This is a genomic window from Vibrio neonatus (genome assembly GCF_024346975.1).
Lineage (GTDB): Bacteria > Pseudomonadota > Gammaproteobacteria > Enterobacterales > Vibrionaceae > Vibrio > Vibrio neonatus.
On sequence record NZ_AP024885.1, the window covers coordinates 2503422 to 2525027 of the forward strand.

23 protein-coding genes are annotated in these 21606 nt (G+C 43.5%); 10 read left to right on the top strand and 13 right to left on the bottom strand.

The features are described from left to right. Positions 1 to 135: 135 nt before the first annotated feature. Positions 136 to 1782 (bottom strand): chaperonin GroEL, encoded by a 1647-nt coding sequence (groL, locus tag OCU38_RS11635; RefSeq protein WP_261823173.1) that lies wholly within the window; start codon positions 1780 to 1782, stop codon positions 136 to 138. A gap of 60 nt (positions 1783 to 1842) precedes the next feature. Continuing rightward, positions 1843 to 2133 carry a co-chaperone GroES gene (locus OCU38_RS11640; protein ID WP_021714589.1) on the bottom strand — a complete coding sequence of 97 codons (291 nt, stop codon included), beginning with the start codon at positions 2131 to 2133 and terminating at the stop codon, positions 1843 to 1845. Between the two features lie 228 nt (positions 2134 to 2361). Between OCU38_RS11640 and OCU38_RS11645 the strand changes: the two genes are divergently transcribed. Further along, complete coding sequence (locus OCU38_RS11645; protein ID WP_261823174.1) at positions 2362 to 3717, top strand: MATE family efflux transporter; 1356 nt, start codon at positions 2362 to 2364, stop codon at positions 3715 to 3717. A gap of 42 nt (positions 3718 to 3759) precedes the next feature. Here the strand turns inward: OCU38_RS11645 and cysE are convergent, their stop codons facing one another. From cysE to OCU38_RS11665, 4 genes are all read right to left on the bottom strand, one after another. Beyond that, positions 3760 to 4581 carry a serine O-acetyltransferase gene (cysE, locus tag OCU38_RS11650; protein WP_261823175.1) on the bottom strand — a complete coding sequence of 274 codons (822 nt, stop codon included), beginning with the start codon at positions 4579 to 4581 and terminating at the stop codon, positions 3760 to 3762. 27 nt (positions 4582 to 4608) lie between these two features. Continuing rightward, on the bottom strand, positions 4609 to 5634 hold the full coding sequence (gene gpsA / locus OCU38_RS11655) for an NAD(P)H-dependent glycerol-3-phosphate dehydrogenase (RefSeq protein ID WP_315972557.1): 1026 nt from the start codon (positions 5632 to 5634) through the stop codon (positions 4609 to 4611). Positions 5635 to 5803: 169 nt separating this feature from the next. Beyond that, on the bottom strand, positions 5804 to 6280 hold the full coding sequence (secB, locus tag OCU38_RS11660) for a protein-export chaperone SecB (RefSeq protein ID WP_261823176.1): 477 nt from the start codon (positions 6278 to 6280) through the stop codon (positions 5804 to 5806). A gap of 63 nt (positions 6281 to 6343) precedes the next feature. After that, positions 6344 to 6817, bottom strand: a complete 474-nt coding sequence (locus OCU38_RS11665; protein WP_261823177.1) for a rhodanese-like domain-containing protein — start codon at positions 6815 to 6817, stop codon at positions 6344 to 6346. Between the two features lie 357 nt (positions 6818 to 7174). Here OCU38_RS11665 and gpmM point away from each other — a divergent pair, with 357 nt between their 5' ends. Both gpmM and OCU38_RS11675 read left to right on the top strand, forming a co-directional pair. Next, positions 7175 to 8713 (top strand): 2,3-bisphosphoglycerate-independent phosphoglycerate mutase, encoded by a 1539-nt coding sequence (gpmM, locus tag OCU38_RS11670; protein WP_261823178.1) that lies wholly within the window; start codon positions 7175 to 7177, stop codon positions 8711 to 8713. 65 nt (positions 8714 to 8778) lie between these two features. Continuing rightward, entirely contained in the window at positions 8779 to 9939 is a 1161-nt protein-coding gene (locus OCU38_RS11675) for a murein hydrolase activator EnvC family protein (RefSeq protein ID WP_261823179.1), read from the top strand. Positions 9940 to 9998: 59 nt separating this feature from the next. Here the strand turns inward: OCU38_RS11675 and zapB are convergent, their stop codons facing one another. After that, positions 9999 to 10241 carry a cell division protein ZapB gene (gene zapB / locus OCU38_RS11680; protein WP_021714597.1) on the bottom strand — a complete coding sequence of 81 codons (243 nt, stop codon included), beginning with the start codon at positions 10239 to 10241 and terminating at the stop codon, positions 9999 to 10001. Between the two features lie 311 nt (positions 10242 to 10552). Between zapB and glpX the strand changes: the two genes are divergently transcribed. Continuing rightward, positions 10553 to 11560 carry a class II fructose-bisphosphatase gene (glpX, locus tag OCU38_RS11685; protein ID WP_261823180.1) on the top strand — a complete coding sequence of 336 codons (1008 nt, stop codon included), beginning with the start codon at positions 10553 to 10555 and terminating at the stop codon, positions 11558 to 11560. 44 nt (positions 11561 to 11604) lie between these two features. On the opposite strand, the gene OCU38_RS11690 is transcribed toward glpX, so the two are convergent. Together OCU38_RS11690 and OCU38_RS11695 are read right to left on the bottom strand one after the other, a co-directional pair. Then, positions 11605 to 12024 carry a DUF805 domain-containing protein gene (locus OCU38_RS11690; RefSeq protein ID WP_261823181.1) on the bottom strand — a complete coding sequence of 140 codons (420 nt, stop codon included), beginning with the start codon at positions 12022 to 12024 and terminating at the stop codon, positions 11605 to 11607. Positions 12025 to 12033: 9 nt separating this feature from the next. Continuing rightward, positions 12034 to 12384, bottom strand: coding sequence for a 5-carboxymethyl-2-hydroxymuconate Delta-isomerase (locus OCU38_RS11695; protein ID WP_261823182.1), 351 nt, complete (start codon positions 12382 to 12384; stop codon positions 12034 to 12036). Between the two features lie 228 nt (positions 12385 to 12612). Here OCU38_RS11695 and tpiA point away from each other — a divergent pair, with 228 nt between their 5' ends. Continuing rightward, on the top strand, positions 12613 to 13386 hold the full coding sequence (gene tpiA, locus OCU38_RS11700; protein ID WP_152822350.1) for a triose-phosphate isomerase: 774 nt from the start codon (positions 12613 to 12615) through the stop codon (positions 13384 to 13386). A 151-nt stretch (positions 13387 to 13537) separates the two neighbouring features. Here tpiA and pfkA read toward each other — a convergent pair whose 3' ends face one another. Together pfkA and fieF are read right to left on the bottom strand one after the other, a co-directional pair. Next, complete coding sequence (gene pfkA / locus OCU38_RS11705; protein ID WP_152822347.1) at positions 13538 to 14500, bottom strand: 6-phosphofructokinase; 963 nt, start codon at positions 14498 to 14500, stop codon at positions 13538 to 13540. A gap of 260 nt (positions 14501 to 14760) precedes the next feature. Next, positions 14761 to 15657, bottom strand: coding sequence for a CDF family cation-efflux transporter FieF (fieF, locus tag OCU38_RS11710; RefSeq protein ID WP_261823183.1), 897 nt, complete (start codon positions 15655 to 15657; stop codon positions 14761 to 14763). A 90-nt stretch (positions 15658 to 15747) separates the two neighbouring features. Between fieF and OCU38_RS11715 the strand changes: the two genes are divergently transcribed. Next, positions 15748 to 15900: a DUF5363 domain-containing protein gene (locus tag OCU38_RS11715; RefSeq protein WP_261823184.1), complete on the top strand. Its 153-nt coding sequence runs from the start codon at positions 15748 to 15750 to the stop codon at positions 15898 to 15900. A gap of 65 nt (positions 15901 to 15965) precedes the next feature. Here OCU38_RS11715 and OCU38_RS11720 read toward each other — a convergent pair whose 3' ends face one another. Then, entirely contained in the window at positions 15966 to 16478 is a 513-nt protein-coding gene (locus tag OCU38_RS11720; RefSeq protein WP_261823185.1) for a Spy/CpxP family protein refolding chaperone, read from the bottom strand. Positions 16479 to 16660: 182 nt separating this feature from the next. Between OCU38_RS11720 and OCU38_RS11725 the strand changes: the two genes are divergently transcribed. The 3 genes from OCU38_RS11725 (at position 16661) to OCU38_RS11735 (ending at position 19284) form a co-directional block, all read left to right on the top strand. After that, on the top strand, positions 16661 to 17347 hold the full coding sequence (locus OCU38_RS11725; protein ID WP_261823186.1) for a response regulator: 687 nt from the start codon (positions 16661 to 16663) through the stop codon (positions 17345 to 17347). Beyond that, positions 17344 to 18714: an envelope stress sensor histidine kinase CpxA gene (cpxA, locus tag OCU38_RS11730; protein ID WP_261823187.1), complete on the top strand. Its 1371-nt coding sequence runs from the start codon at positions 17344 to 17346 to the stop codon at positions 18712 to 18714. Before OCU38_RS11725 ends, cpxA begins: the two co-directional genes overlap by 4 nt. A gap of 93 nt (positions 18715 to 18807) precedes the next feature. Next, positions 18808 to 19284 (top strand): tRNA (cytidine(34)-2'-O)-methyltransferase, encoded by a 477-nt coding sequence (locus OCU38_RS11735; RefSeq protein ID WP_152822330.1) that lies wholly within the window; start codon positions 18808 to 18810, stop codon positions 19282 to 19284. Positions 19285 to 19305: 21 nt separating this feature from the next. Here the strand turns inward: OCU38_RS11735 and OCU38_RS11740 are convergent, their stop codons facing one another. Further along, a complete protein-coding gene (locus OCU38_RS11740) occupies positions 19306 to 19794 on the bottom strand; it encodes an FxsA family protein (protein WP_261823188.1) in 489 nt (162 codons plus the stop codon). 328 nt (positions 19795 to 20122) lie between these two features. Here OCU38_RS11740 and aspA point away from each other — a divergent pair, with 328 nt between their 5' ends. After that, positions 20123 to 21559 carry an aspartate ammonia-lyase gene (gene aspA / locus OCU38_RS11745; RefSeq protein ID WP_261823189.1) on the top strand — a complete coding sequence of 479 codons (1437 nt, stop codon included), beginning with the start codon at positions 20123 to 20125 and terminating at the stop codon, positions 21557 to 21559. Positions 21560 to 21606: the final 47 nt, after the last annotated feature.

Below are 21606 nucleotides of genomic sequence, written 5' to 3' on the forward strand. Positions count from 1 at the left end.
TGGCAAAGAAGACTAGTGGAACTGATTTTGCAGATATTACTACCATAAAAAAACGCCACTCAAATGAGTGACGTTTTATGTGCGATTTAGCTCTCTTGGATTACAAGAATGGAAAGCTAATGCAATGCTTTAGCATTACATCATGCCAGGCATGCCGCCCATTCCACCCATGCCGCCCATATCAGGCATTGCAGGAGCATCGCCTTGTGGCTTGTCAGTTACCATCGCTTCGGTAGTGATCATAAGACCGGCTACAGAGGCTGCGAACTGAAGTGCGCTACGAGTTACTTTAGTTGGGTCAAGGATACCCATCTCTAGCATGTCGCCGTATTCGCCAGTGGCTGCGTTGTAGCCGTAGCTACCTTCGCCTGCTTTAACGTTGTTAGCAACTACAGACTCTTCGTCACCTGCGTTAGTAGTGATTTGACGAATTGGAGATTCCATTGCACGTAGAGCTACGCGGATACCGACGTTTTGCTCTTCGTTGTCGCCAGTTAGAGCAGTTAGTTTTGAAGCAGCGCGGATTAGTGCAACACCACCACCTGCAACAACACCTTCTTCAACCGCGGCGCGAGTGGCTTGTAGAGCATCTTCTACGCGGTCTTTTTTCTCTTTCATTTCAATTTCAGTGGCTGCGCCAACTTTGATTACTGCAACACCGCCAGCAAGTTTTGCAACGCGCTCTTGAAGTTTTTCTTTGTCGTAGTCAGACGTTGCGTCTTCAACTTGTTGACGAATTTGCGTAACGCGACCGTTGATAGCCACTTCATCACCCGCACCATCGATGATGGTTGAGTTTTCTTTGGTTACTGTCACGCGTTTCGCTTGACCTAGGTCTTCTAGAGTCACTTTCTCAAGGTCTAGACCGATTTCTTCAGAAATCACAGTACCGCCAGTTAGGATAGCGATGTCTTGTAGCATTGACTTACGACGATCACCAAAGCCCGGTGCTTTAACAGCTGCAACTTTAACGATGCCACGCATGTTGTTCACAACTAGAGTAGCTAGTGCTTCACCTTCAACGTCTTCTGCAATGATCAGCAGTGGACGAGATGCTTTAGCAACTGCTTCTAAAGTAGGAAGTAGCTCACGGATGTTTGATACTTTCTTATCGATAAGAAGGATGAATGGGCTGTCTAGGTCAACACTGCCTGCTTCTTGGTTGTTCACGAAGTAAGGAGATAGGTAGCCGCGGTCAAACTGCATACCTTCAACTACGTCTAGCTCATCTTGTAGAGCCTGACCTTCTTCAACAGTGATAACGCCGTCACGGCCTACTTTTTCCATTGCTTCAGCAATGATGTTACCTACAGTCGCATCAGAGTTTGCAGAGATAGTACCCACTTGCGCGATAGCTTTAGTATCAGCACATGGTTGAGATAAACCTTTAAGCTCTTCAACAGCCGCGATAACCGCTTTGTCGATACCACGCTTAAGATCCATTGGGTTCATACCCGCAGCTACCGCTTTAAGACCTTCAGTGATGATAGATTGTGCTAGTACAGTAGCAGTGGTTGTTCCGTCACCCGCAGCATCATTTGCTTGAGAGGCCACTTCTTTAACCATTTGCGCGCCCATGTTTTGGAACTTGTCTTCAAGCTCAATTTCACGCGCTACAGATACACCATCTTTAGTGATTGTTGGTGCACCAAAAGATTTGTCTAATACTACGTTACGGCCTTTAGGACCTAATGTAACTTTTACTGCGTCAGCTAGAACGTTGACACCTTCTAGCATTTTGATTCGTGCGTCATTACCAAATTTAACGTCTTTAGCAGCCATTTTTATATTCCTTTCTAAATTCGATTCTATTTTTTAGTTGTTGATTCAGATAATGGTTACTTATTCAACAATTGCCATGATGTCGTTTTCAGACATGATTAGCACTTCTTTGCCATCAATCTTTTCAGTTTTAGTGCCGTAGCCTTCAGCGAAGATTACTGTGTCACCAACTTGAACGTCTAGAGGTTGCACTGTGCCGTTCTCTAGGATGCGACCTTTACCGACAGCAAGGATTTTACCGCGAGTAGATTTCTCAGCAGCAGAACCAGTTAAAACGATGCCGCCAGCAGATTTTGATTCAACTTCTTGACGCTCAACGATAACTCGATCATGTAATGGACGAATATTCATCGATTGATTCTCCTAAATTGTATTTCTAACAAATGATAAAATGCCGTTTCTTGGCTAGTGAAGAATATGTTGGGGGCAATCCGGATGATCCCAAGGGTAAAAGCTGAGTTTTTTACAAAAACTTCATATTAATGTGCACTTTGATTACTTAAGTGCTTTGTTTGCCCCTCTGGTTGAAAGCACGCTTACAGGTTATTCTATGCTTCCAACCAAACCAGCAGAATCTAAATGCACGATAAACACGGACTATTAACCGCCCCCATCGACCAAGTATTGCGTCAAATGACGTTGCCTATGGTGTTGGGTATCGTCGCTATTTTGATGTTCAATCTGGTGGATACTTTCTTTATCTCGCTACTTGGCACCGATGCGTTAGCCGCGATCAGTTTTACCTTCCCTGTCACCTTTGCCATGAACTGCATCACTATGGGCATTGGCATGGGGCTATCCACTCATGTGGGGCGCTTCTTAGGGCAAAAGCAACCAGAGCAAGCGGCGCGATTTTCCAGTCACGGTATTTTGTTGGCGGTGCTCATAATTAGCATCACCTCACTCATTGGCCTGCACACTATCGAGCCTTTGTTTACTCGTCTTGGCGCTGAAACGAAGCTATTGCCTCTTATCGATCAATATATGGCGGTGTGGTATCTAGCAATTCCATTATTGGTCATTCCGATGAGTGGCAACGCCGCTATTCGAGCCTGTGGAGACACCAAAACCCCCGCCAAAATTATGATTACCGCAGGGGTGATCAATGGCGTATTAGACCCATTTCTTATTTTCGGAATTGGCCCATTTCCTGAGCTTGGCATTCAAGGGGCGGCAATTGCGACCGGGATCAGTTGGTTTGTCGCTATGCTAGCCTCGTTTTATATTCTGGTCGTGCGCGTTAAATTACTGGCTAAGCCCAAGCCAAAACAACTGCTCAGTGACTGGAAAAACATTCTTAAAATCGGCACTCCGGCCGCGTTATCAAATGCGCTTAATCCGATCAGCGCGGCTATTTTAATGATGATACTGGCCAGTCACGGTACAGCGGCGGTTGCCGCCTATGGCGCAGCACAAAGGATTGAGTCTTTATTATTAATCGTACTCATGGCGCTGACCTCGGTTTTAACACCCTTTATGTCGCAAAACCTTGGCGCAAATAACCCACAACGAAGCTTCAAAGCACTGTTTATGTGCATGCGCTTCTCTATTCTATTTCAGCTGTTGGTCTTTATTGTAATGGTGCCACTGAGCACACCTTTTGCTAGCTTATTCAGCCAAGAAGAGAGCGTACGTCACTTGCTTTGGTTATATCTAGTTTGCGTACCACTTAGCTACGGATTTCAAGGTGTGGTGATGCTACTCATCAGTAGCTTGAATGCTTTGCACAAACCTATGTCGGCATTTATCTGGAGCTGTTTGCGCTTGTTTGTATTTACCTTGCCTTGCGCATGGCTAGGTAGCCAGTGGCTAGATATTCAAGGATTGTTTATTGGGGTTGCGGTCGGCAATGTGTTAGGAGGGATAGCAGGCTACTTGTACGCTTCTATTCTGCGTCGAAATACCTTAAACGAAATAAGCTCAACACAAGGTTGAGCTTATTGCTAAATAACGGCTTACCGAGTCGCTAAGAAACCACTAGATTCCGTCACCATGAATAAAGTTCTGTGAGCGACCATTAAAGTTTTGGTCCATATCTTCCGCAGGCTTATCCGATTTCGGTTTGCCGGTAATTTTAGCCGGAACCCCCGCCACAGTGGTGTGCGGAGCCACGTTTTGCAATACCACAGAACATGAGCCGATTTTCGCGCCCTCTCCCACTTCGATATTGCCCAGCACTTTAGCACCCGCGCCAATCATAACGCCTTCACGGATTTTAGGGTGACGATCGCCACTCTCTTTACCAGTACCGCCTAGCGTGACATCTTGCAAAATAGACACGTCGTTTTCGACTACGGCCGTTTCGCCAATAACAATCCCTGTAGCATGGTCGAGCATGATGCCTTTACCAATTTTAGCCGCTGGATGAATATCAACCTGACAGGCCACTGAGATTTGGTTTTGCAAATAAGTAGCTAACGCCACTCGGCCTTGTTTCCAAAGCCAGTTAGCAATGCGATAGCCTTGCAAAGCATGATAGCCCTTTAAGTACAGCAAAGGGGCTGAGTACATCGCAACCGCAGGGTCTCGGTTAACCGTGGCACAAATGTCACTGGCTGCAGAATCGGTAATACTTGGGTCTGCGGTTAATGCTTCTTCAATCACGTCTCGCACACCCATAGCAGGCATACTGGCGGTCTTTAACTTATTGGCAAGAATGTAACTCAATGCCGCCGCAAAGCTATCGTGATTAATAATGGTCGCATGATAGAAGCTAGCCAGCATAGGCTCTTGCTCTGCTTGTTTACGAGCCTCATTGACAATGCATTGCCATACATCGTTAGCTTCACACTCATCCATCTCAACTATCCTTTTTTACTAATATTCTTATCGTTCTGCTTTTTTATCGCGGGCTAACAAGTCCTGCGCGGCAGCATTGGCATCTTTACCTTGATAAAGCACTTGGTAAATTTGCTCCACGATTGGCATTTCGATGCCTTCACGGTTGGCCAGTAGCCATACTTCTTTGGTGTTGCGGTAGCCTTCAACCACTTGCCCAATTTCTTGTTGTGCTGTGTCTACGTCCTGACCTTTACCCAACGCCAATCCAAAGCGGCGATTGCGCGATTGATTATCAGTACACGTTAGCACTAAATCACCCAGACCTGCCATACCCATAAAGGTTTCAGGTTTTGCGCCTAATGCTACGCCTAAGCGAGTCATTTCAGCAAGGCCACGAGTAATCAATGCGGTACGAGCGTTGGCACCAAAACCAATACCATCAGACATACCTGCGCCAATGGCAATGACATTTTTCACCGCGCCACCCAATTGCATACCGATGAAATCATCATTGGCATACACGCGAAAAGACTTACTGCAGTGAATTTTATTTTGTAGTTCAGTGGCAAATTGTGGCTCGGAAGACGCCACGGCAATCGCAGTCGGTAACCCCATAGCCAACTCTTTGGCAAATGTTGGACCAGACAATACCGCCAATGGATACTGATCACCGAGTTTCTCTTGCGCAACATCTTTTAATAGACGGCCTGTTTCTGGCTCTAAGCCTTTCGTTGCCCAGCAGATGCGTGAATCTGCTTTTAAGTGTGGCTTTAAGCTATCTAGTACAATGCCAAAAACATGGCTTGGTACGACAACCAGTAGATCTCGACTAGCGGCAACGGCTTTTTCTAAATCACATTCCACAATCAGTGAATCAGGAAAAGGCACATCCGGTAAGAACTCTTTGTTCATTCTATCCGCTTGTAGCTTCTGCATGTGTTCACGTTCATGACCCCAAATAACGACTTCTGCGCCATTACGAGCGAGCGAGATAGCCAATGAAGTGCCATAAGAACCGGCGCCAATCACTGTCATTGATGTGCCTTGAAACTCACAATTTGATGCTGCCATATTCAAATCCATAATTTGTTGTGAAAGGGCTATAGACCCTTGAGATTAAAATCTACTGAATTTTAAAAGATAGTGTAAATAAAAAATGCACACCGTATCAAATGATTAGATGCGGTGTGCATTGATATTTTCAAGTGAATTTAATCAAAAAGATTAAATTAAACTCTAATTATGCGTCAGCTTGAGGCTGTTCTTCTTGTTGCTGTTGGCTTTGTAGGTAGTTCATGAACAACGCATCAAAGTTTACAGGAGCAAGGTTTAGTTGAGGGAATGTACCCTTAACAACTAGGCTTGAAATAGTTTCGCGAGCGTATGGGAACAAGATGTTCGGGCAGAATGCACCTAGGCAATGTGCAAGTTGACCTGGTTCCATATCTTCAGCTGTGAAAATACCACCTTGTTGAACTTCACATAGGAAAGCCGTTTCGTCAGCATTTTTAACAGTTACTGTTAGACGAAGAACAACTTCGTAAACGCCTTCGCCTAGTTGAGCACTTTTAGTGTCTAGGTCTAGGTTTACATCTGGTTGCCATTCTTTTTGAAACATTGCTGGAGAGTTTGGCGCTTCGAAAGAAAGATCTTTCAAGAAGACACGTTGAATAGTGAAGTTCTGTTGTGGTGCTTGAGTCGCTGCTGCTTCAGACATTTTTGAATCCTTAATTTGTATATCTTGGTATTGGGGCACAATTGTCGTGCCCAATGATTATTTTTATTCAGCTAGAGCTTTTTGCTTTTTCTTCTTACGTGGTTCTTTTTTAGCACGCACTAAAGGTAGATTTGCATCACTCCAAGAAGATAAGCCATGTTTCAACACGAATACTTTTTCAAAGCCAGCTTTAGCTAGCACGTTGGCATTCTCAATTGCAGTTTGACCTGTCTTACATACAACAATGATTGGGTCGCTTTTTCTGTTTTCAAGCGAACCTAAGGTACCTTCTTTGATTTCAGAAGGTAAAATGTGAACTGAGTCAGTAATATGACCTTTTTTGAACTCATCATTAGTACGAACGTCCACTACTACACCGTTTTCACGGTTAATTAGCATGGTCATCGCCTGAGTATCAACTTCAGTATATCCAGCGGTGGAAGATTTGAAGATATTCATCACTAGGGCGACAATAATACCAACCCAAACAACACACAGAATCATGTTCTGGTGAGCAAAATCGAAAATTTCTTGCATCGTCAGATACTCTTTTTAATTCATAAACCGAAAAATTTAGCAGGCAGTATACCATTACAAACGTAGGATGCGAGATTGAGCCTAGGGTGATTGCTTTTTAAAAAGGAAACATAGATCACGAATACAGCACTATTCACTGCTTAGTTTTATAAATGAAACCTGAGCGCAACCAAATTGATCGTAAATTCACACCTTCTTTGAAATTTAATTACTCTTGCTGTATAAAAATCATCCGGATTCACCCATTAGAAGCCAGCATTGAAAAATTTATTTAACCTTTAAGTGCTTCAATTGAGGTAATCTGTAGTAAAATCACGTGAGTTAAAGTTATTTAAAATTAAACAACGAGGTCAAACTATGTCAGCTAAGAAGCCTATGGCTCTAGTGATCCTTGACGGTTACGGATACCGCAAAGATAAAGCCGATAACGCTATCGCAAATGCAAACACACCAATCCTAGACAACCTAATTGCTACTCAGCCAAATACGCTTATCTCTGCTTCTGGCATTGACGTTGGCCTACCTGATGGTCAAATGGGTAACTCTGAAGTAGGTCACACCAACATTGGTGCTGGTCGCGTGGTTTACCAAGATCTAACTCGTATTACTAAGTCAATTGCTGACAAAGAGTTCCAACAAAATGAAACTCTAGTTAACGCAATGGATAAAGCTATCAAGTCTGGTAACGCTGTTCACATTCTAGGCCTAATGTCTCCAGGTGGCGTTCACAGCCATGAAGACCACATCTATGCCGCTGTTGAAATGGCAGCAGAACGTGGCGCAGAAAAAATCTACCTACACTGTTTCCTAGACGGACGCGATACTCCACCTCGCTCTGCTGAAGGTTCACTACAACGCTTCCAAGCTCTATTTACTAAACTAGGTAAAGGTCGTATCGCCTCTCTTGTAGGCCGTTACTACGCAATGGATCGTGATAACAACTGGGATCGCGTTCAACAAGCTTATGACCTATTAACTGAAGCTAAATCTGACTTTACGTTCGATAACGCTGTCGCGGGTCTTGAAGCCGCTTATTCTCGTGATGAAAACGATGAATTTGTTAAACCAACTGAAATCAAAACAGCAACAGAAGAATCAGCCGCTATCGTTGATGGCGATGCGGTTATCTTCATGAACTACCGTGCTGACCGTGCTCGTGAAATTACTCGTACTTTCGTACCTTCATTCGATAACTTCGAACGTAACGTATTCCCAGAAGTAGACTTTGTTATGCTGACTCAATACGCAGCAGACATCCCTCTACTATGTGCATTCCCACCAGCATCTCTAGAAAACACTTACGGTGAGTGGTTATCTAAAGAAGGTAAAACTCAGCTACGTATCTCTGAAACAGAAAAATACGCGCACGTTACTTTCTTCTTCAATGGCGGCATTGAAAACGAGTTTGCAGGTGAAGAGCGTCAACTTGTTGCTTCTCCAAAAGTGGCAACTTACGACCTACAGCCTGAAATGAGCTCGCTAGAATTGACTGACAAGCTTGTAGCTGCGATTAAATCTGGCAAATACGATGCGATTGTTTGTAACTACCCTAACTGTGACATGGTTGGTCACACTGGCGTTTACGATGCCGCAGTTAAAGCAAGTGAAGCTCTAGATGAGTGTATCGGTCGCGTAGTTGAAGCAATCAATGAAGTAGATGGTCAATTGCTAATTACAGCTGACCACGGTAACGCAGAAATGATGGTTAACCCTGAAACAGGTGGTATCCACACTGCACACACTAACCTTCCTGTTCCTTTGATCTACGTTGGTAACAAAGACCTAGAATTCAAAGAAAACGGTAAGCTTTCAGATCTAGCACCAACTATGCTTGAGCTATCTGACATCGAAATCCCAGCAGAGATGTCTGGTCAGGTTCTTGTAAATCTGAAATAATCTTTGCTAAGAACGCTTTGCTACAGTGTACACTGTAGCAAAGAAAGCCAAGTTAAAGATTTAGGATGAATCTCATTCCTCAGAAAGTACCATTTTCGAAAAAATTAAACGCCAGTGTGCTATGCGCTGGCGTTTTGTTATACCTGTCGTCTTCGCTGTTTTTCTCGCCAAACGCAAATGCCAACCCTGAAGAATTAAAAGGGGTTAAAGGTGAGATTACTCGTCAACAAAAAAGCCTTTCTCATCAACAGAAAGAACTGGATAAACTGCAAAAACGCTTAAAAACTGACGAACTCTCAATTGCCAATGCAAGTAAGAGCCTGACCCAGACTCGTTCATCATTAAAACGCTCAGAAGCCAACCTGAAAGTTTATGATAAACAGCATCAAGAATTATTAGATAAAACTCAGTCACAAGCTGAAGCGCTACAAAAGCTGGTTAAGTCTTACTACATGATGCACACCAGTGCTAAAATCGAGAGCTTTCTTAGCCATGAAAGCCCGGAAGAAAAAGACCGCATCAGCCAGTATTACCAACATCTGGCAAAGCAGCGCACCGCAACCATCACTGAACTACAAAAAACCAACGCTCAGTTGGAACAAAAAAACCAACAGTTAGTGGCCGAACAACAACAAATCGAAGCCCTGCTAAGCAAACAAACCCAACAACTTAAGAAACTGCGCACTTCACAAGCCAACAGAAAAAACACGGTAGCAAAAATTAAGCGCGGTATCGCAGGCGATCACGCCTACCTCAATGAGCTAAAACGCAACGAAGCTAGACTTAAAGCCGAAATAGCCAAAGCGGCTAAGCGTAATTCTGTTCCTATGGATGGTTTAGCACGACGCAAAGGTCATCTACCTTGGCCAATCAAAGGCAAAGTTCTACACAGCTACGGCACTCGACAAAGCGGCCAAGTGTATTGGAAAGGCGTAGTGATTAGCGCCCAATATGAACAGCCAGTAAAAGCGGTTTATCCGGGTACTGTGGTATTTGCGGATTACTTACGTGGTTACGGCCTAGTGCTACTACTTGACCACGGTAAAGGCGACATGACGCTCTATGGGTACAACCAAGTATTGACCAAGAAAGAAGGTGATAAGGTTACGGCTGGAGAGACCATAGCTCTGGCCGGAGACACGGGTGGACGTTCGACTCCTTCCCTTTACTTTGAATTAAGGCGCAATAGTAAAACCCAAAACCCGCGCTATTGGTTGAAACACTAAAGACAGAAACGCCAGCTTAAAGCTGGCGTTTCTGTCTTTAGCAATTGGAAAAGTAAAACTTATTCTACTTCTTCCATTTTGCCTAGCATGCTGCGAATGCGTTCTTGCCACGCATCATGCTCAGCTTGAACTTGTTGTGCACGCTGTTCAGTTTCAACTTTCTCGTTGCGTAGTTGCTCAGCTTCATTAGCAAGGCTTTGCTTCTGCTCTTTCAGTTCTTCAACTTCCATTTGTAACAGAGTAATTGTATCTACCGCTGTCTGCACTTTGGCTTCTAGTTTTTCTAACACTTCTAAAGACATGTTGGCCTACCTAATTCGTTATCCATATATAAAGACTGACTTCTCAACCATTCTACCCACACGCATGTATATAAACACACCTAAAAATTTAATTCTGGTTTAAATGGACAAAAAAAACACGATTCTAATCAAATTTTGACAATCACAAACCATTCCTCATCATTCTTCTCGCTGTCGACGAAACAAAATCGATAAATATTCAAGAAGGGGAATAAACTTGAGCAAATCACGCAAACGTTTACGTAAAGATATGATAGAATCTCGGCGATTTTTTGAACCCTTTATGTGAACCCCCCTCAATTGGAGTCGATATGAAACGCGATTTAGCAATAGCATTTTCTCGTGTAACAGAAGGCGCAGCTCTAGCTGGTTATAAGTGGCTTGGACGCGGAGACAAAAACGCGGCAGATGGTGCGGCTGTTGAAGTTATGCGTACCCTACTGAACAAAACTGAAATTAGCGGTGAAATTGTTATTGGTGAAGGTGAAATCGATGACGCACCTATGCTGTACATTGGCGAGATGGTCGGTGTTGGTGGTGATGCTGTTGATATCGCAGTTGATCCTATAGAGGGAACTCGCATGACGGCTATGGGGCAATCCAATGCCTTAGCAGTACTTGCGGCAGGTGAAAAAGGCAGCTTCCTTAAAGCACCTGATATGTACATGGAAAAACTGGTTGTCGGCCCTGGCGCAAAAGGTCACATTGACCTGACTAAACCACTTGCTGAAAACCTAGTTAATGTAGCAAAAGCACTAGGTAAATCTCTGCATGAGCTAACTGTGATTACACTGGCAAAACCTCGTCACGATAAAGTGATTAAAGAGATGCAAGAGATGGGCGTGCGTGTATTCGCTGTGCCAGACGGCGATGTAGCGGCTTCTATTTTAACCTGTATGCCAGACAGTGAAGTGGACATGATGTACTGCATTGGCGGCGCACCAGAAGGTGTTGTTTCAGCTGCGGTTATCCGCGCTCTAGACGGTGACATGCAAGGTCGCCTTCTTCCTCGTCATGAAGTAAAAGGCGATGATGCAGAAACTCGCGCTCACGGTGAAGAAGAGTTAAAACGTTGCGCTGAAATGGGCGTTGAAGCTAACGTGGTATTGGCTTTGTCTGATATGGCAAGCAGTGACAATGTACTTTTTGCTGCTACAGGTATCACCAAAGGTGACTTGCTAGAAGGCATTACTCGTCAAGGCAATATCGCTACTACAGAAACGCTATTGATTAGAGGCCGTTGTCGTACAATCCGTCGCATCAAGTCTATTCATTACCTTGAGCGTAAAGACGACGAAGTTAAAGGTCATATCCTATAACTCACACCTACTAGCAAAAAACGCAGCCTCGGCTGCGTTTTTTATTACTGGTAAGCTTCCCCGTAATCATTCTTACCATCACTGCCCTTTAACAAGCCACATTCCACCAAAATCCAAACCCCACATATCAGAGCAATCAGTGACAAGATTCGAGAAACACCATCACCGGTTTCGGCCTGCGCAGAAAATGGCACTAATAAGCGGCCAATAATCAATGGGATACTCAGCAATAAAAAGCGGTTTGATTTGTTGCGATCGTGCCAACGTTTAGCGGTTATCGCCAAATCTGGATAAAACAAGATCAGTGATAAAACTGGAATCGCATACAGCGCCATCCCCGGAGATATATGCGCTAACATAGAGCCAACCGCAGACAGGAATAAATAGTAACTAATGTTCCAAATCCAAAACTGCTTTCGCCCTATGCGTCCATCAAATGAAAATAATAAAAATTTATAGTCCATTGCTCATTCCTAAAGATTACATTGTCTGTGAAAGCACTCTTGGTCCATCTCACGGATATTGACACTCAAACTGCCTACCCAACTGGCTTGTTCTACTAGCAATTGAAAAATGCTCTCAGACAATGCTTTTTTCTGCTCTATGCTACGCCCTTCAATGAGTTCGATGCTAACATGGATAAAGTTATGTTGATCTTCACTCTCACCAATCAACCATAGATGCGTTCGTAAGGTGCGAGAACGAATTGAATTACACTCAAACAATTCACTATCAATCATAATTTGATGCATGTCTTGCAGCACACTATGAATATTCAATCGCCCTTCTAGAGCATCGCTGTACTCCATAACTAAATTAGGCATAACAAACACTTCCTTGAAATAAAACCTCATCCTGATGAGGTATAAACCATACACTAAACGCCGCCTACGGCAGTCAATTTCCCTTTATTTTTGCCAATGAGATCACCTCACACTTTTTGCTTACAAACTGAGCTGAATAAGAAATCATTGCTTCCATGATCTATAGACTTTTATCTGTTATATTGATCCACAGCGTATATTTTTTACTAATTTAGAAGGGAGTATTTTATGCGTCATCCTGTAGTTATGGGAAACTGGAAACTAAACGGTTCCAAAGAAATGGTAGTAGATCTACTAACTGGCTTGAATGCTGAACTTGAAGGCGTAACAGGTGTTGATGTAGCAGTGGCTCCGCCAGCGCTATTCATTGACCTTGCAGAACGTACTTTAACGGACGCAGGTAGTGCAATCATCCTTGGTGCACAAAACACAGATATTAATAACCAAGGTGCTTTCACAGGCGACACTTCACCAGCGATGCTAAAAGAGTTTGGGGCAACTCACATCATCATTGGTCACTCAGAGCGTCGTGAATACCACAAAGAGTCAGACGAGTTCGTAGCACAAAAATTCGCTTTCCTAAAAGAAAATGGCTTAACTCCTGTACTATGTATCGGTGAGACTGAAGCTCAAAACGAAGCAGGCGAAACTGAATCTGTATGTGCACGTCAAATTGACGCTGTTATCAACCTACTAGGCGCAGAAGCACTTAACGGTGCAATCATTGCTTATGAACCAATCTGGGCTATCGGCACAGGTAAAGCAGCAACAGCTGATGATGCACAGCGCATCCACGCTTCTATCCGTGCTCACATCGCTGAAAAGAACGCAGATGTCGCTAAGAACATCGTGATTCAATACGGCGGTTCTGTGAAACCAGATAATGCTGCAGCTTACTTTGCTCAACCAGACATCGATGGTGCTCTAGTTGGTGGCGCTGCACTTGATGCGAAAAGCTTTGCCGCTATCGCTAAAGCAGCCGCAGTTGCTAAAGCACAATAATCGTCTTAATGGACTGTCTTGATTGGCAGTCTTAATTGACAAAAGTACAAAGGTCAGCTTCGGCTGGCCTTTTTCGTTTTGGTGCTATACAAAACAAAAAAAACGCTACCAAAGGCAGCGTTTTTCACTGAATAATTTCTATGTGGCTTGCTTAGAAAAGCTCATCCGCAACCATGTAAAGATCATTACGCACTGGACGACGCATATTTTCAATTGCATCGATAATGTCGTGATGAACCAACTCTTCTTTTTGGATACCCACACAACGTCCACCATGACCTTCTAGAAGAAGGTGTACAGCGTAGTTACCCATGCGAGAGGCCAAGATACGGTCAAATGCAGTAGGACGACCGCCACGTTGGATATGACCAAGAACCGTAGCACGAGTCTCACGTCCAGTCGCTGCTTCAATATCTTTTGCCAAATCATTGGCATCAAACATCAATTCAGTCAAAGCAATGATTGCATGCTTCTTGCCTTTTTTGATGCCTTCTTCAATATTAGCAATCAGCTCTTCTTTGCTCCATTGACGCTCAGGAGTGATGATGTATTCACAACCACCCGCAATAGCAGACATTAGAGTCAAATCACCACAATGGCGACCCATGATCTCAACGATAGAGATACGTTGGTGAGAAGATGAAGTATCACGTAGGCGGTCAATCGCATCAATAACGGTATTAAGCGCCGTTAAGTAACCAATAGTGTAGTCTGTACCAGCAATATCATTATCGATAGTGCCCGGCAGACCGATACATGGGTAACCCATTTCAGTCAGCTTCTTCGCCCCCATGTAAGAGCCATCACCACCAACAACCACTAGTGCCTCGATACCATGTTCTTTTAGGTTTTCGATAGCTTTAGCACGCACTTCTTCGTCTTTAAACTCCGGAAAACGAGCTGAACCTAGGAATGTACCGCCTTTATTGATCACATCCGATACACTCGAACGATCTAATTTTTCGATGCGGTTTTCATACAAGCCTTGGTAGCCATCGTAGATGCCATAAACCTCAACACCTTTTGACAACGCTGTACGTACAACCCCTCGTACCGCAGCATTCATACCTGGTGCGTCACCACCACTTGTTAGTACACCAATTTTTTTAATCATGTTGCCCCTCATTATTGGGATAGATCTAATTTATATTTTAATTTTAAGTGCCTTGTCATCGGCAAGAATTCTATCAGTCTCACTCAAGCCCCCTTCTGGCTGTATTGAGCAAAACTACAAATCTTTCTCTTAATTAGAGTATTACAGTTTCCTGCAAAGTTAAGGTTGATTCAAATCAGAATCCGAAAACTTAACTTTCACCCTTCAAGATAGCGAATTTTAACTAAATCTCATAAACAATTCGTTGCAGTCCGATATGGTTATTTGTCCTGCCTCTCGTATTTAGCAATCACAGAAAGTGGATCTTGATGAATCAGCACATCACACCCCTCAAAATGTTGCTTTAGTTTATCTTCAACTTCATCCGCTATGTTATGAGCATCTATTAAAGGAAGCTGATCATCAAGTTCGAGATGTAACTGTATAAAACGAGTCGGCCCAGACTGACGAGTTCTCAAGTCATGAATGCCGTATACCCTATCTACTGAACTGGCGATTTCTTCAATCTCAATTAACTCAGAATCCGGTAATTGACGGTCTAATAAAGACTGCACAGCCTCAACAATCATCTTAAACGCACTCACTAAGATGAATACGCCAATACCTATCGCAAAGATGGCATCCGCTTGAGTAAATCCATACATGCTCAATATCAATGCCACTAAAATTGCGCCATTCATATAAAGGTCAGTTTGATAATGCAGGGAATCTGCGGCGATGGCTTGGCTACCCGTTTGACGAACGACATATTTTTGGAAAGTTACCAGACCAAAGGTAATCAGCATGGCAAACAAGCTGACATAAATACCCAGTTCAGGTTGGTTGAGTGCTTCTGGACGGAAAAAACGTTCAAAACCGCTCAATATCAAGAAGAATGCCGAGCCAGAAATAAACATAGATTGTGCAAGCGCGGCTAATGATTCAGCCTTACCATGACCAAAAGTATACTCATCATCCGCCGGTTGCAGGGCGTACTTGAGTACCACTAAATTGATTGAAGAAGCGGCAATATCCAGTAATGAATCGACCACTGAGGCTAATAAACTCACCGAGCCTGTTACCCACCAAATCGCTATCTTTACTACCAAGAGCAAAGTTGCAACCAATGTGGCAGACCACGCAGCAATCGTAACTAATTTCTTATATCGTGGGTTCATAATCTTTATTGCAGTAAATTTGCACAAAGTATACACCGAAATATAACATCGATGTAATCCCAGATAGAGGATAAGTGGAAGGAAAAGAGAATGAAAAAGTGGCTACTTAATCTAATAAAACAATATGATAGGTGGTGTGAGAGCTTAGGTTTAACCCCAGAAAATAGGCGTAGCTGCGTGCCTTATCGCCGCGATCCTGCAACCACTAAAGCGAACACTACCAACAAAAAACGCAGCCTATAACGGCTACGTTTTTATTGGCAGAAGTACGAAACTTCAAAGAAAATCTAGGCTATCTCATCATTAGCTTATTGGTTGTCTTTTTTAGCCATTTTCTTTTCCATTTTCTTCTGCATTTTTTGCTCACATTTTTGTGCTTTTTCGGCTCTCTTCTCTACCAGCTGTTGCTTTTGCTCAGCAGTAAGAACACTCATCATGCGATGCGTAGTGCGCATTTTTTCTACTTTCATGGCCGTACGCTCAGCCACCATTGAAGAGGCTAGCTCTTTGGCTTTTGCTTCATCAAAATCAGCGGCAAGAACCAATTGTTGCTCTTGATCTTTCATCGCTTTCATTTGCTGACGCTTGCTCTCACCTTGAGCTTTTTTCGAGGCACGCACTTCATCACGAATGGTTTTTAGTTCTGTTTTTTGTGCATCGGTTAAATTAAGTCCACGAAATTCGTTTTTACCGTGCATTTGACCGCTACACTCTTTAGCGCCTTTATCGCCGCCTTTTTTGCCGTTAGCCAGTACAGCAGTGCTACCAAATGCCAAAGGAACCATCATTGCTACTGCTAACCATTTTTTATTCATTGTCATGAGATATACCTCGATAATTAAAATTATTCACTACTGTTTTTAGTAGATGACTTTAGAATAATAGTCTGTTTGTAAAGTGCGGTATGCAAAACGTAAAGATAAGTAAATCACTTCCCCCCTCCTTTACAATACTCGTACAATCTAAGCATCAACAGATATCCAGCAGAGTGAGATTGAATTTTATGCCACACATTTTACTAGTCGATGACGACACCGAACTAACCGCTCTGTTGGAAGATATATTGACCTATGAAGGGTTTACGGTTTCCCAAGCCAACAATGGCTTAGAAGGACTAGCGGCTATCAATGACAGCATTGATTTAATACTGCTTGATATCATGATGCCTAAAATGAGTGGCATGGAGATGCTCAAACACCTGCGTGAAAAATGGCAAACGCCGGTTTTATTTCTGACCGCCAAAGGGGAAGAAGTTGATCGAGTGATAGGGTTAGAACTTGGCGCTGATGACTTTTTGCCAAAACCATTTAGTGACCGAGAGTTATTGGCGCGAATCAGAGCAATTTTACGTCGCACTCAAGGTAATCAATCCCCGCAAACCAACAACACAACCACTAACGATATTGAGCTAAATATTGGCGCTCAAGAAGCTTACTGCCAAGATAGGTTACTTGATCTCACTAGCACTGAATTTGCATTGTTAGAGCTCTTCTTGCGTCATCCAGGGAGCGTGCTCACCAAAGAGAGCATCAGTGTCGAAGTGCTCGGCAAACGCCTTGCTGCATTTGATAGAGCGGTGGATATGCACGTATCAAATTTACGTAAAAAACTGCCTGAAAGAGAAGATGGTAAACCGCGCATCAAAACACTGCGCGGCAAAGGCTATCTTTTTGTCGAGACCAGCAAATGAAGCTGCCTAAGTTCAACAGCTTTTATGGACGCATCTTTGCCATTTTTTGGTTCACCATTTTAATGGTGCTACTGGCAGTGCTTGGCTTACAAAAACTCGACCCACGTAAATCGCACTCCATCAATAGCTCTGCGCTGCATAAAATCACTCATCTAGTAAATACCGTGGAGCTAGAATTAAACCACAGTTCTAGCCCTTCTCGCGCTCTGAAAACATTAGAACGTCGCCGTTTTGGTAGTAAAGATTTTCGCTTGTATCTGGTCAACTCTGAGGGGAGTTTAATCAGCAGAGAACACGGCGCTAAACGTCAAGCTCTGCAAGCCATGGCAGCAGAATACAGCAACGCCCAAGAACCCAGTCAAAAACTATTTGGTCGCTATATGGTGGCAGGGCCTTTCCCTATTTTTGTAAATGGTGAAAATTATCGAATCTACGCCGGCTTTACCGCTAAACGATCGCCTCCCCTTTTGTATCTACTGTTAGATGCACCGTTTAAGCTGATGCTATTTATTATGATCATCAGCACCCCGCTACTGTTACTCAGTGCATGGAGTTTAAGTCGCCCCGCTCGTCGACTAGAAGATGCAGCAAAACGTGTCACACGCGGTGAATTTGAAGTTGATCCTAGCCTTGAACAAGGCACCAACGAATTTAAACAAACAGGGGCCAGCTTTAATCAGATGGTGCTATCCATCAACCAAATGGTCTCCGGTCAACAAAAGTTACTTTCGGATATCTCACATGAATTACGTTCACCATTAACGCGCCTACGCATGGCAAACGCACTGGCAACCAGAAAACAAGGTACATCAAAAGAACTAGAACGCATTGAGACAGAAGCGGAAAGATTAGAACAAATGATCAAAGATCTATTGGACTTATCCCGCATGCAAATTGACAGTCACCACAACCGTATTCGCATTGATGCGCCTTCACTGTGGGACGATATTTTATCCGATGCTCAATTTGAAGCAGAACAAAACCAAATTGACTTAACCTTTGAAGCAGTACCAGACGTGTTTTTAGTTGGTAATAAAAAGCTATTAACCAGCGCCTTTGAAAACATAGTGCGGAACGCGATTCGTTATGGTCACTCGCAAGTCAGTGTATTGTTTTCGGTGACCGCTGACCAAGTGATCTTTGTCGTCGAAGATGACGGCCCCGGCGTGCCAGACGATGAGCTAGAAAGCATATTCCGTCCCTTCTATCGCGTCTCTACCGCGCGAGACAGAGACAGCGGTGGCACGGGCTTAGGCTTGGCAATCACCGAGAATGCCATTTTGCAACACAACGGTATGATTAAAGCCAGTAAAGGCTCAACCTTAGGTGGACTAAAAATGACAGTACACTTGCCTATTCAAGCATAACAGCGCAGCAAATTAAGTGACGATTGGAGGCGGTGCACCCAGAGCCTATTTGGGTATATACTGCCCCTATATATTTTAACTACGTGACCACTTATGTTTGATATCGCTTTATACGAACCAGAAATTGCGCCTAACACAGGTAACATCATTCGACTGAGTGCCAATTGTGGTGCCAACTTGCACCTGATTGAACCTTTAGGTTTTGATTTAGAAGAGAAGAAAGTGAGACGTGCAGGCCTTGATTACCACGATCTTGCACGCGTTACTCGCCACAAGAACTATCAAGCTTTTATCGACTTCTTAAATGAAAGAGATGGGGATTACCGAATTTTTGCCTGTACGACTAAAACCACAGGTCATCATATCGACCCTCAGTATCAAGCGGGGGATGTACTGTTATTTGGACCCGAAACTCGCGGACTTCCTGCTGAGCTAATTGAGTCTATGCCAATGGAACAACGCATTCGTATTCCAATGATGGCGGATAGTCGTTCACTCAACTTATCCAATGCGGTCGCCATTATTGCTTTTGAAGCATGGCGTCAAATGGACTTTGGTGGCGCTGAATAAACAGCGCCTCCTTAAAAAGCATTAATTTAGACGATCTTTATCTTGGTCGTCTTTTTTCTCAAACTCGCCTTCAAACACATTTCCGTCACCTTTATCTTGGTTTTGAAATGGATTGCCCTGTCCGGCGTTAGTATGAAAACCAGAATGCATGCCATTAACTTGCACTCTTTTCATCAATTGCTTGGCAATAATGGCTCTTGGCTTAGGTAATAGAACAATCATCCCTAAAGTATCAGTCATAAATCCAGGCGTCAGTAAAAGCACACCTGCGACCGCTAACATCACACCTTCAACGATTTGCTGAGCAGGTAATTCACCTTGTTGTAGACGAGATTGCACCGAAAGCAAAGTCGCAATACCTTGACTTCGCACCAAAGAAGCACCAATCAAAGCGGTAAAGATGACAAGGCATATTGTCGTCCAAACACCAAGAAATCCACCTACTTGAATAAATAGGCCAATCTCAACTATTGGCACCAATATAAATAACAACAATAAAATAGGAAACACGTATCCTCCTCAAAATTAGGTGCTCAGTTTAAGCTCAAAAAGGGTGCAAGCTCAATTGTTATATAACGCTTAGTCCATCTCATGTGTGAGTCACCTCACTCCTAGAGCAATTCAGTTACAATCTCTAATAAACTTGTCTATTTTTAGGTGCCAAAAGTGATCCATTCATGAGTTTTTTAGGCACAGTTTAGTATTATTGAGCTTCACAAAATCTAGTCTGATTTTTACACCAAAAAAACTGCCGAATGGACTCATCACTTATTGTTCAGCGCACCCTAATCGCGCTATCAAACATTCAATATCACTAAGAAAAATAAAGGTCCATGCTATGACGACAACTCCTACTCAGTCAGCAACTCGTATAGAAGAAGATCTCCTTGGCCAACGTCATGTTCCTGCCGAGGCTTATTATGGCATCCATACTTTACGTGCGATTGAAAACTTTAATATTTCTAGTATGACCATCTCTGATGTACCTGAATTTGTTCGCGGTATGGTCATGACTAAAAAAGCGGCAGCTATCGCCAACCATCAACTTAGTGTGCTTAAACCCGACGTAGCGGAATATATCATTAAAGCCTGTGATGTAATTCTTGATACAGGGCGCTGTATGGATCAATTCCCTTCCGATGTTTTCCAAGGCGGTGCCGGCACTTCGGTCAACATGAATGCCAACGAAGTTATTGCTAACCTAGCGCTGGAATTGATGGGCAAAGAAAAAGGCCAATACGATATCATCAACCCAAATGATGACGTCAATAAAAGCCAATCCACCAACTGTTCATACCCTACGGGCTTCCGTATTGCAGTGTACAACAGTGTTATCAAGCTCATTACCTCTATTGAGTACCTTAAAGGGGCATTTGACGCGAAAAGCACCGAATTCAACAGCATTTTAAAAATGGGTCGTACCCAGCTACAAGACGCTGTGCCTATGACAGTCGGACAAGAATTTAGAGCTTGGTCGGTAACGCTTTCAGAAGAGATTCGTAACCTACAGTACACGGCAAAATTATTGCTAGAAGTAAACTTAGGCGCAACCGCTATCGGCACTGGCTTAAATGCCGCTGAAGGCTATCAAGAGCTAGCGGTACAAGCATTGGCTGATGTTACTGGCCTAGAGTGTGTACCTGCTGAAGACTTAATTGAAGCAACCTCTGACTGTGGTGCTTACGTAATGATGCACGGCGCACTTAAACGCCTAGCAGTAAAACTATCGAAGATTTGTAACGACCTACGCTTACTATCATCTGGCCCTCGCGCAGGTCTAAATGAAATCAACTTACCTGAACTTCAAGCGGGTTCTTCAATTATGCCAGCCAAAGTAAACCCAGTAGTGCCAGAAGTGGTTAACCAAGTTTGCTTTAAAGTATTAGGTAACGACAACACCATCTCTTTTGCAGCCGAAGGCGGTCAGCTACAACTTAACGTGATGGAACCTGTTATCGCACAAAGCATGTTTGAGTCTTTAGATATTCTTAGCAATGCTTGCGTGAACCTACGCGACAAATGTATTGACGGCATTACCGTGAATAAAGAAGTGTGTGAAAGCCACGTATTTAATTCAATCGGTATTGTGACCTATCTAAACCCATACATTGGGCACCATGAAGGGGATATTGTCGGCAAAATCTGTGCTGAAACAGGCAAGAACGTCCGTGAGGTTGTACTAGAGCGCGGACTGCTTACCGAAGCTGAATTGGAAGATATTTTCTCTGTAGAGAACCTAATGACGCCACAGTATCGAGCAAAACGCTTCGATTAATATCGAGCAATCATGCAACGTGAATAGAGGTGAGTACATTCTTGTCT